This is a genomic window from Streptomyces sp. HSW2009 (assembly GCF_040240285.1).
Taxonomy (GTDB): Bacteria; Actinomycetota; Actinomycetes; order Streptomycetales; family Streptomycetaceae; genus Streptomyces.
Genome location: NZ_JBEHZD010000211.1, coordinates 1 through 12,143, shown reverse-complemented (window position 1 = coordinate 12,143; position 12,143 = coordinate 1). Strand labels below are relative to the sequence as shown.

Below are 12,143 nucleotides of genomic sequence, written 5' to 3'. Positions count from 1 at the left end.
CGCCCCAAAACCCACACCGCCTGGAACCTCCACCAACTCACCCACCACACCCCACTCGACTTCTTCATCCTCTTCTCGGCCGCCGGGGGCGTGCTCGGCAATGCGGGGCAGGCGAACTACGCGGCGGCCAACGGGTATCTGGACGCGCTGGCCGACTACCGGCGGGGGCTCGGGCTGCCCGCGGTGTCGATGGCGTGGGGGCTCTGGTCGGAGGTCAGTGCGATGACCGGCACCCTGGACGAGGCGGACCTCGCGCGGCTGCGCCGGTCGGGGGTGTTGCCGCTGTCATCGGCCGACGGGTTGGACCTGTTCGACCTGGCTCTGGGGCAGGACCGGTCGCTGGTGGTTCCGGTCCGGCTCGACCTGGCGGGGCTCAGGGCCCGCTCGGGTCCGCGTCCCGCACTGTTGCGAGGGCTGCTGGGGGCGGCGGCGCCGTCCCGTACGGTCGCCGGCAGTGCGCCGGGGGGTTCGGGCGATGCCGCGCAGCCGGCGGAGCAGGGCGCCCAGCGGATACTGGACGGTCTTTCACCTGGCGAACGCGCGCATGCCTTGCGGGAGTTGGTGAGGTCCGAGGCCGCCTTCGTCCTGGGTTACACCTCGGCCGACGTCATCAGCGACGAGCGCGGCTTCCTCGATGCGGGCTACGACTCGCTGCGCGCGGTGGAGCTGCGGAACCGGTTGGCCACGGCCACCGGGCTGCGGCTGCCCGCCACCCTGGTCTTCGACCATCCCACGCCGGCCGAGGTGGCGGACCGCCTCGGGGAGTTGCTGCGGGAGCGGGAGCGGCCCGATCTGGGCGGGGTGTTGGCGCGGCTCGACGGTGTGGCCGCCGACGTGTCGGCGGTGGCAGTCGACGGGCCGGCCCGCGAACAACTAGCCAAGAGGCTACGGGACTTGCTCGCCGACGTGGTGGGGTCCGACGGCGAGGTGTACGGGGACGGCCCGGGCGCCGATGCCGCTGCGGATGACGAGTTCGGTGACGTCTCCCTGGCCGACTTTCTGGACATCGTCGACGACGAGTTGCGCGGCTGATGAACGACGTGGACACCACCTCACGGGGGGAGACGCACACCGGCATGACGAGCGACAAGAAGGTTCTCGACACCCTCAAACGGCTGACCTCGGACCTGCGCAGGACCCGGCAGCGGCTGCGGGAGGTGGAGGCGGCGGGCGACGAGCCGATCGCGATCGTCGGCATGGCCTGCCGCTTCCCCGGCGGCGTCGCATCGCCCGAGGACCTGTGGCGGGTGGTCACGGGCGAGCAGGACGTCATCTCCCCGTTCCCGACCGACCGCGGCTGGGACCCGGACCTGTACGACCCGGACCCGGCAAAGCGCGGCAGCGTCTCCGTGCGCGAGGGCGGTTTCCTGCACGACGCGGCCTCCTTCGACCCGGGGTTCTTCGGGATGAGCGCCCGTGAGGCGCTGGCCACCGACCCGCAGCAGCGACTGCTTCTGGAGACCTGCTGGGAGGCGGTAGAGCGGGCCGGCATCGACCCCCTCGCGCTGCGCGGCAGCCGTACCGGGGTGTTCGCCGGCGTCATCTACCAGGACTACGCGGCCCGGCTGCGCCAGGCGCCCGGCGAGTTCGAGGGCTACCTCGGAAACGGGAGTACGGGCAGTGTGGCCTCCGGGCGGGTGGCGTACGCGCTCGGGCTCCAGGGGCCGGCGATCAGTTTGGACACGGCCTGTTCGTCGTCGCTGGTCGCCGTGCACCAGGCGGCGCAGGCGCTGCGCTCGGGTGACTGCGGGCTGGCGCTGGCCGGTGGGGTGACGGTGATGGCCTCGCCGCTGGCGCTGATCGAGTTCAGCAGGCAGCGCGGGCTCGCGGCCGACGCGCGGTGCAAGGCGTTCGCGAACGGCGCCGACGGCACGGCGCTCGGGGAGGGCGTGGGCGTGCTGCTCCTGGAGCGGCTTTCGGACGCGCGGCGCGCCGGGCGCCGGGTACTCGCGGTGGTCCGGGGCAGCGCCGTCAACCAGGACGGGGCGAGCAGCGGGCTGACCGCACCGAGCGGGCCGGCGCAGCAGCGGGTCATTCGGCAGGCGCTCGCCGCGGCCGGGCTGTCCGCGGCGGAGGTGGACGCGGTGGAGGCGCACGGCACGGGCACCTCGCTCGGCGACCCGATCGAGGCACAGGCGCTCCTTGCCACCTACGGGCAGGACCGGCCGGCGGACCGGCCGCTGTGGCTGGGCTCGGTGAAGTCCAACATCGGCCATGCGCAGGCAGCCGCCGGGGTGGCCGGGGTGATCAAGACGGTGCTCGCGCTGCGGCACGGGGTGCTGCCCCGCACGCTGCACGTCGATGCGCCGAACCCGCACGTGGACTGGTCAGCCGGTGCTGTGGAGTTGCTGACCGAGCAGCGGGCGTGGCCGCGGACGGGTCGCCCGCGGCGGGCCGGGGTGTCCTCGTTCGGGGTCAGCGGCACCAATGCGCACGTCATCGTGGAGTACCCCGCCGAGCTTCCCGACGCGGTTGCGGATGCGGCTGGCGATGTGGGTGTGGTGGCGGGGGCCGGGGTGCGGGCCGCGTCCGCGCCGTTGCCCGGCCCCGTCCCGTGGGTGCTCTCCGGACGTGGCACTGCGGCCCTGCGGGACCAGGCCGAACGGCTGGCCGGGTACGTGGCCGAGCGCCCGGAGTTGACCGCCGATGCGGTGGGCGCGGCGCTCGCCCGTACCCGCTCGGTCTTCGACCACCGGGCCGTGGTGCTCGGCGCCGACCGGGATGAGCTGCTGGCCGGGGTGCGGGCGCTGGCCGCCGGGCGGTCGGGGCCCGGGGTGACGAGCGGGAGCGTGCGCACCGCCGCGCGGGCGGTGTTCGTGCTGGCCGCGCCGGAGCGGCTGGACTGGGCGGCCCGCTTGGCCGACGCCTCGCCCGCGTTCGCCCGGCGGCTCGCCGAGTGTGACGAGGCGCTGAGCGACTGCGTCGACTGGTCGGTGCGGGCGCTGCTGTCCGGTGGCGCGGGCGCGTCCGCCGCATGCGCCGCCTCTGCCACGGCCACCGCGTCCACCGTGTCCACCGCGGAGGGGACGGCAGGTGCAGACGATGCAGCGGATGCGGCGGTTGCAGGGGGCTCGGCGGTCGTGGGGCAGGCCGTTCGGTGGGCGGTTCTGGTGGCGCTGACCGGGCTGTGGGAGGAGTACGGGGTGCGGCCCGCGGCGGTCATCGGCGTGGGCTCGGCCGAGGTGGCCGGGGCGTGTGTGGCCGGTGCGCTGTCGTTGAAGGAGGGGGCCCGTGCGGTGACCTCCGCGGTCGTCCCACCGGTCGATCCGGCGGGGGCCCGCGTGCCGTTCCATGCGGCTCCCGACCGCATCGACGGTGCCGTACGGGAGGTGCTCGGGCGCGGCCACGCGCTGTTCGTCGAGGTCGGCGAGGCGGGTGCGGTCGCCCCTGGCATCGCGGCACTGGCTGCTGCGGCCGGGCGTACGGTCCGCGTGGTCGGCTCGCCGACCGGTGGGGCCAGCGGCGCTGACGGGCTGTCGGCCGCGCTGGCCGACCTGCACGTCAACGACCTGCCGGTGGACTGGTCGGCGGCGTTCCCCAGCGGGTCGCCCGCGGTGGAGTTGCCGACCTACGCGTTCCGTCGCCGTCGCTACTGGTTGGACGACGGGCCCGCGGTGCCCGACGTGGCGGCGGCCGGGCTCGCACCGGCCGGCCATCCGCTCCTTGACGCGGCGGTGCCGCTGCCCGACGGCGGAGTGGTCTACACGGGCCGGCTGTCCGTACGCGTCCATCCGTGGCTGGCCGACCATCGGGTGCTGGGCCGGGTGCTGCTGCCCGGCACGGCGGTGGCCGAGTTGGCGAGCTGGGCAGGTGAGCGGGCCGGGTGCGGGCAGGTGGCGGAGTTGAAGCTGGTCGCTCCGCTGGTGCTGCCGGGGCCCGAGGCCGGTCCTGCGGAGGGCAGCGCGCTGCGTCTGTTCGTGGGTGGCCCGGACGCCGCGGGCCAGCGCACCTTCGAACTGTCCGCGCGTCCCGTGGGTGATGCGGGTGGCGCGCGTCCCGCGGGTGGCGCGGCTGACGCGGGCGACTCGGGCGACTCGGGCGACTCGGGCGAGGGTGCCGGCCGGTGGACCCGGCACGCGGTGGGAACGGGGCCCCCGGGGGGGGGGGGGGGGGGGGGGCGGGGGGCGGGGCCCCCGGGCCCGCCGCCGGGGCCCGACCGGGGGGGCCGCGCGGACTCCGCCGCCCGGGCGGCGCGGCTGGGCATCGGCGCCGGGCCCGCCTTCGACGGGCTGCGGGCGGTGTGGCGACGCGGCGACGAGGTGTTCGCCGAGGCGGTCCTGCCGGCCGCGGTGCCGGCGCAGACCGACCGGTTCGGGGTGCATCCGGCGCTGCTCGACGCCGCGCTGCGGGCCACGATCGCCGCGACGCCCGCCGGGGACACAAAGCCGCTGGTCCCGTACGCATGGCAGGGCGTACGGATCGTCGGGGCCGGGGGCGACACGTTGCGCGTGCGCATCACACCCGACGGGCCGCACGCCGTGACGGTGACCGCGACCGATGCCGCCGGCGCCCCGGTGCTCTCCGTCGCCCGTCTTGAGTCCAGGCCGTTCCGGGCCCCGCTGCCCGCCGCGTCCGGTGCGCTGTTGCGTACGCACTGGGTGCCGGCCGCCGCCCCGGGTGGCGGCGCCACGGGCCCGGTCGCGGTACTCGGCGACAACCCAGGAAAGTTGCCGCTGGCCTTCGGTGCGGCTTCCTATCCGGGCCTTCCTGAGCTGGTCACGGCGGTGGCCGAGGGCGCGCCCGCGCCTGCGGTCGTACTGTGGCCGGTGCCCGAGCCGCCGGCGCCCGGCACCTCCGATCTGCCGGCCGCGGTGCACGCCGCGGCCGGTGAACTGCTGGCACTGGTACGGGCCTGGCTGGCAGCGCCGGGGTTGGCTGGGGCGCGGCTGGTTGCGGTCGGCGACGCGGGGGGCGGTGACCTGGCGGTCGGCAACCCGGTGGGCGGTGACTTGGCTGCCGGCGACGTGGTCGGCGGTGACCTGGCGGTTGGCGACACAGCGGTCGGCAGTACGGCAGTCGGTGACTTGGTGGCCGGTGATGCAGCGGCCGGTTTTCCGACGGCCGGTGACGCGGTGGCCGGTGACGCGGTCGTTGGTGTTCCTGCGGGCGGTGTTCCGACCGCCGGTGAAGCAGTACCCGGTGTTCCGGTGGCCAGCATCGACGCGCCCGGCCGTCACCTGGTGGGTGCCGCGGTGCAGGGGCTGTTGCGGAGTGCGCGGTCGGAGCACCCGCACAGGTTCGGCCTGTTGCACCTGGGCGCCGGTGCGGGGCCGGCCGCCGTGGCGGCGGCGCTCGCACTGCTCGATGCGGAGCCGGAGGTGGCGCTGCACGACCGGCAGCCCCTGGTGCCGCGGCTCACTCCGCTACCCACCGCGGACACCACCGCGGGCGAGCCCGGCGCGACCGCGCACGGCACGGTGCTCATCACCGGTGGCACCGGAACGCTCGGTGGGTTGGTCGCCCGGCGGCTTGCGGCACAGGGTGCGGCACGGCTACTGCTCGTCAGCCGGCGCGGCGAACAGACCCCCGAAGCTGCCCAACTCGCGGCAGACATAGCCGCGTTGGGCGCCGAGGTGACGTTCGCCGACTGTGATGTGGCCGACCGGCGGGCCCTGGCCGACGTGGTGCGTGCGGTGCCGGCCGGGCAGCCGCTGACGGGTGTGGTGCACGCGGCCGGAGTCGTCGACGACGCCCTGTTGCCGGCGCTGACGCCGGAGCGACTCACGGCGGTGCTGCGGCCCAAGGTCGACGCAGCCTGGCATCTGCACGAGCTGACCCGGGGGCTCGACCTCCGCGAGTTCGTGCTGTTCTCCTCCGCGTCCGGCATCTTCGGCCCTGCGGGCCAGGCGGGGTACGCGGCGGCCAATGCCTGCCTGGACGCCATCGCCCGGCACCGGCACGCCACCGGTCTGCCCGGGCGCTCCCTGGCCTGGGGCCTGTGGGCCGAACGCAGCAAGCTGACTGGAGAGTTGACGGATCGGGAGCGGGAGCGGATGGGCCGGGACGGGGTGCGGGCCCTGACGACACCGGATGCGCTCGACCTCTTCGACACGGCCCGCACGGTGCGCGGGGAACCGGTCCTGGTCCCCCTCCACCTCGATCCCGAACGGCTGCGCGAGCGCGCCGCCGGGCACCGTACTGCCCCGCTGCTACGCGAGTTGGCCGCAGCGGCGGCGGCGCCCGCCGGGGCGGGTGCGGTCGCCCCCGGCGCCGTACCTCGGGCGGCCGTGCCAGCGCAGGACGCGGCGGGTGGGCGCGCACCGGTCGACGGCGGCGGGTTGCCCGCCGCGCAGCGGCTGCGGGCCATGGCGGAGCCGGAGCGGCTGCGGGTGCTGACGGAGTTGGTGCTGACGCAGGCTGCGGTGGCGCTGGGTGAGGCGCCGGAGGAGGGCATCGATGTGGAGCTGGGCTTCGTGGACCTGGGTTTCGACTCCCTCGCCAGCCTCGACCTCCAGGCCGCGCTGCACGAGGAGACCGGTGTCGATCTGCCCAGCACCCTGATCTTCGACTATCCCAACGTGACCGCGCTGGCCGACCACCTGTGTGCCGAGCTGAGCGGGCACCAGGGCACCGAGGTCGCGCCGGCGCTGGCCGAGCTCGACCGGCTGGAGGAGTTCCTTTCCGCCTTCGCCGACGACGCACAGGCCCGCGGGTCGATCGCCCACCGGCTGCGTGACCTGCTGGCCCGCTGGGCGGACGAACCGCAGGACGCGCCGGATGGCACCGACCTGTCGGCGGCGAGCGACGACGAACTCTTCGCGGCCCTTGACCAGTTGCGGACCACTGACCGCGGCACTCCCTCGAACCCGAACCGGCTTTAGGAGCAGGCTCAAAGTGTCACAGGAAGACAAGTTTCGCGAGCATCTGCGCTGGGCCACGGCGGAACTCACCGAGTCCCGACGCCGGGTGGCCGAGCTGGAGGAAGCCGACCGCGAACCGCTGGCCATCATCGGGATGAGCTGCCGTTTCCCCGGCGGCGTGGACACCCCGGAGGGGTTGTGGCGGCTCGTGTCCGAGGGCCGGGACGCCGTCGGCGCCCCACCGGCGGAGCGCGGCTGGCACCTGGAGGACTTCTACGACCCTGACGGGGCGCGGCCCGGCACCTCGTACGTGTGCGAAGGCGGCTTCCTTGAGGGTGCGACCGGCTTCGACCCGGCGTTCTTCGACATCAGTCCGCGCGAGGCGCTGGCCATGGACCCGCAGCAGCGGTTGTTGCTGGAGACCGCGTGGGAGGCGTTCGAGCGGGCGGGCATCGTGCCGGCGTCGCTGCGCGGCTCCCGGGTGGGTGTCTTCGCCGGGTTGATGTACCACGACTACGCGGCGCGCCTGGGTGACGAGGTGGACGAGCCCGTCGCCGGGTTCCTCGGCAGCGGCAACGCCGGCAGTGTCGCATCGGGTCGGATCGCGTACGCGCTCGGGCTTGAGGGCCCCGCGGTCACGCTGGACACGGCGTGTTCGTCATCGCTGGTCGCCCTGCACCTGGCAGGACAGGCCGTACGGCGAGGTGACTGCACGATGGCGCTGGCGGGCGGGGTGACCGTGATGGCCACGCCGACCACCTTCGTGGAGTTCAGCCGGCAGGGTGGGTTGGCCAGGGACGGCCGCTGCAAGTCGTTCGCGGCGGCGGCCGACGGCACGGCCTGGGGCGAGGGCGCGGGCATGCTGCTGGTGGAGCGGCTCTCCACGGCCCGCCGCGCCGGGCACCGGGTACTGGCCGTACTGCGCGGCTCTGCCATCAACCAGGACGGCGCGAGCAGCGGTCTCTCTGCGCCCAACGGACCTTCCCAACAGCGGGTCATTCAACAGGCGTTGGAGTCCGCCGGCCTCTCCCCCGACCTGGTGGACGCGGTGGAGGCGCACGGCACGGGAACCCGGTTGGGTGACCCGATCGAGGCGCAGGCGCTGCTGGCCACGTACGGGCAGGGGCGACCGGCGGACCGGCCGCTGTGGCTGGGTTCGCTGAAGTCCAACATCGGACACACCCAGGCTGCCGCAGGCGTCGGCGGCATCATCAAAATGGTGCAGGCCATGCAACACGGCACCCTGCCCCAAACCCTCCACGTGGACGAACCCACACCGCACGTCGACTGGGAGTCCGGGGCCGTACGCCTCCTCACCGAGCAGCGCACCTGGCCGGAGACCGGCCGCCCGCGCCGGGCCGCCGTCTCCTCCTTCGGCGTCAGCGGCACCAATGCGCACGTCATCCTGGAGCAGGCACCAGATCTCGTACGCGAGCCGGAGCCCGAACCGCAGGGTTACGCGGCTGCGCCGGCCGTGGCCTGGCCACTGTCGGCCCGCTCCCCCCAGGCCCTGCACGCCGCGGCCGACCGACTGCTGACCGCCGTGGAGGCCAACCCCGACTGGTCGCCGACCGCCGTCGCACACGCGCTGGCGACCGAGCGATCGACGTTCGAGCACCGTGCCGTCGTCATCGGTGCCGACCACTCCGAACTCGCCGCCGGGCTGGGCGCACTGGCCCAGGGCCAGGAGCACCCCGGCGTGGTGACGGGAAGCGGCAACCACGGCCGGCCTGTGTTCGTCTTCCCAGGTCAGGGCAGCCAGTGGACCGGCATGGCCACCGAACTTCTTGCCACGTCGGATGTCTTCCGGCAGTCGATAGCCGAGTGTGAGAACGCGCTCGCGCCGTACGTCGAGTGGTCGTTGACGGACGTGCTGACCAACGGTGAACCCATCGAGCGTGTGGACATCGTCCAACCCGCATTGTTCGCCGTCATGGTCTCGCTCGCCAGGGTGTGGCAGTCCCTGGGTGTGCACCCCACCGCCGTCATCGGACACTCACAAGGTGAGATCCCCGCCGCCGTCATCGCCGGAGCACTGACGCTGGAGGACGGCGCCCGGGTCACCGCGCTCCGCAGCCAAGCCATCCACACCACCCTCACCGGACACGGCACCATGGCATCGGTCAGCCTCACCCCGGAGGCCACTCAGCAACTCCCCGGGGCGTGGGGAGACCAACTCCACATCGCCGCCCACAACGGCCCCCACACCACCGTCATCGCCGGCCAAACCACCGCAGTAGAACAACTCCTCACCCACTGCGAACAACACAACATCCACGCCCGTCGCATCAACGTCGACTACGCCTCCCATACGCCGTACGTGGAAGCCATCCGCGGTCAACTCAGCGATTCCCTCGGCGTGTTGAAGCCGCACAAGAGCGACGTCCCGTTGTATTCCACCACCACCGGCGAAGCACTCGACACCACCCAGCTCACCGCCGACTACTGGTACACCAACCTCCGCCAACCCGTACTCCTCACCCACGCCGTCACCACCGCACTGAACAACGGGCACACCCTCTTCATCGAAATCAGCCCGCATCCCGTCCTCACCACCCCGCTCCACGACATCACCGAGGCGACCAACCACCCCGCCACCATCACCGGCACCCTCCGCCGCGACCACGGCACCTGGACCCAACTCCTCACCGCAGCAGCCACCACACACACCCACGGCACACCCCCCAACTGGACCCACCTCCTCCCACCCACCACCAACCACCCGAACCTCCCCACCTACCCCTTCCAACGCCAGCACTACTGGCTGGCTGCCCCGGAGGCGGCGGGTGATGTCCGGGCGGCCGGGTTGGATGCGGCGGAGCATCCCCTGCTGGGCGGCGTGTTGTCGTTGGCCGGTGGGGGCGGGGAAGCGGTGCTGGTCGGCAGGGTGTCGGTGCGGTCGCAGCCGTGGTTGGCCGACCATGCGGTGTGGGGCACGGTGCTGGTGCCGGGGGCGGCGCTGGTGGAGCTCGCCGTCCGGACGGGTGACCAGGTGGGGTGTGACGTACTGGAGGAGTTGACGCTCGCGGCGCCGCTGGTCGTCCCCGAGGGTGTGGCCGTCCGGTTGCAGCTCACTGTCGGTGCCGCGGAGGAGGGTTCCGGGCGGCGGCCGTTGACCATCCACTCCCAGCCCGACGGGGCCGGGCCCGATGCCGGCTGGTCCTGCCATGCGACCGGCTTCGTCAGCAGCGGTGCCCGACAGCCGGACTGGGACCTTGCGGTGTGGCCGCCGGCGGGCGCGGAACCGGTGGAGTTGGACGGGTTCTACCCGCGGTTGGCAGCGAGCGGGCTGGGTTACGGGCCGGTGTTCCAGGGCCTGCGGGCGCTGTGGCGGGATGGCGACACTCTGTTCGCCGAGGTGCGGCTGCCGGCGGAGCACCAGGCGGCAGCCGCCGGGTTCGGCCTGCACCCGGCGCTGCTCGACGCGGCACTGCACGGCGCCGTCGACCCCGCCGCCCCCGTACGGCTGCCGTTCTCGTGGACCAGCGTGCGACTGTACGCGGCCGGCGCGACCACGCTCCGCGTTCGCCTGGTGAACGATGGTGCGGGCGCCCTGGCGCTGTCCTTGGCCGACGGGGCGGGTGCTCCGGTGGCCGAGGTCGCGTCGCTGGTCGGTCGGGAGGTGACCGAGGAGCAGGTGCGGTCCGCCGGCTCCGGTGACCGCGACGGTGCGCTGTGGGTGGACTGGGCCGAGGCGCCCTCGCCGGAGGCCGTCTCGGAGTCCGCCGCGTCCTGGGCGCTGGTCGGCGCGGACGGCCTCGCGTTGGGCGCGTCCGCCGCCGGCCGGCCGATCACCGCGTACCCCGATCTGGCCGAGCTGGTTGCCCTGGCCGACTCCGGCGGCGCGGTGCCGGACACCGTGCTGGTGACCTGCGCCCCGGTGGGCGCGGGAGGTACGCGGGTGGACGGTACAGGGATGCCCGACGCAGGGGTGCCCGATGCGGTGCTGGCCGCGGTCGACCGGGTGCTCGGCCTGGCGCAGGCGTGGCTGGCCGACGAGCGGTTCACCGGCAGGCTGGTCGTGGTGACGCGGGGCGCGGTGGCCGCGGGTGCCGGTGAGGCCCTGGGCGACCTGGTGCACTCCCCGCTGTGGGGGTTGCTGCGGTCGGCGCAGACGGAGAACCCGGACCGGTTCGTACTGGCCGACGTCGATGGACACGAGGCGTCACGAGCGGCGTTCGCCGCGGCGCTCGCCTCGGGTGAACCACAGTTCGCCCTGCGCACGGGGCGGCTGTTGGTGCCCCGGCTGGTGCGGGAGGCGGCCGGGGAGGCATTGCAGCCGCCGGCGGACGGCGGGCCCTGGCGGCTGGACACCCGGGGCAAGGGCACCTTGGAGAACCTGGCGCTGGTGCCGTATCCGGAGGCCGCTGCGGCGCTCGCCCCCGGGCAGGTTCGGCTTGCGGTGCGGGCGGCCGGGATGAACTTCCGCGACGTGCTGCTCGGTCTCGGCATGGTCGATCAGGATGTGATGGGCGGGGAGGCGGCCGGTGTCGTCCTTGAGGTGGCGTCCGACGTCACCGACCTGGCGCCCGGCGACCGGGTGATGGGCATGGTGCCGGGCTCGTTCGGGCCGGTCGCGGTCGTCGACCGACGGCTGCTCGTACCACTGCCCGAGCACTGGACGTACACCGAGGGCGCTTCGGTGCCCATCGCGTTCCTCACCGCCTACTACGGCCTGGTGGAACTGGCCGACCTGCGGGCCGGCGAGTCCGTCCTGGTCCACGCGGCGACCGGCGGCGTGGGCCTGGCCGCCCTGCAACTCGCGCGGCACCTTGGCGCCGAGGTGTTCACCACGGCGAGCCCGGCCAAGTGGCCGGTGCTGCGGGCGCTCGGCGTGCCGGAGGAACGCATCGCGTCCTCCCGGTCGCTGGACTTCGAGGAGCGGACGCGGGCCGCGTCCGGCGGCGTGGACGTGGTGCTGAACTCGTTGGCCAACGCGTACGTCGACTCCTCGCTGCGGCTGTTGCGCGACGGCGGCAGGTTCGTCGAGATGGGCAAGACCGACATCCGCGATGCGGAGCAGGTGGCGGCCGACCATCCGGGGCGGTCCTACCTCTGGTTCGACCTGATCGACGCCGGTTTCGAGCGGATCGGTCGGATGATGGGCGCGCTCATGCCGCTGTTCGCCTCGGGTGACCTCCGGCCGTTGCCCACCGCCACCTGGGACGTGCGGCGCGGGTTGGACGCGTTCCGCTTCATGAGTCAGGCCCGGCACGTCGGCAAGGTGGTGCTGACGATGCCGCCGGCGCCCGACGCGAAGCGGGACGGGACGGTGGTGATCACCGGTGGCACCGGCGTACTCGCCAGCCTCGTCGCCCACCACCTCGTCACCCACCACAACAT

The 12,143-nt window shown here is 73.9% G+C and carries 2 protein-coding genes and 1 pseudogene; all 3 read left to right on the top strand.

What is annotated here, in order from left to right; genetic code table 11:
* Positions 1-1,032: beta-ketoacyl reductase (locus AAHZ94_RS17220; protein ID WP_349993793.1), on the top strand; the 1,032-nt coding region annotated here is incomplete at its 5' end.
* The gene (locus AAHZ94_RS17215) at positions 1,032-6,821 is read left to right on the top strand and encodes a type I polyketide synthase (protein ID WP_349993792.1); all 5,790 of its coding nucleotides are present in this window, start codon (positions 1,032-1,034) and stop codon (positions 6,819-6,821) included. The genes AAHZ94_RS17220 and AAHZ94_RS17215, both read left to right, overlap by 1 nt.
* Before the next feature lie 22 nt (positions 6,822-6,843).
* Positions 6,844-12,143: pseudogene (locus AAHZ94_RS17210) on the top strand (beta-ketoacyl synthase N-terminal-like domain-containing protein); the annotation flags it as partial.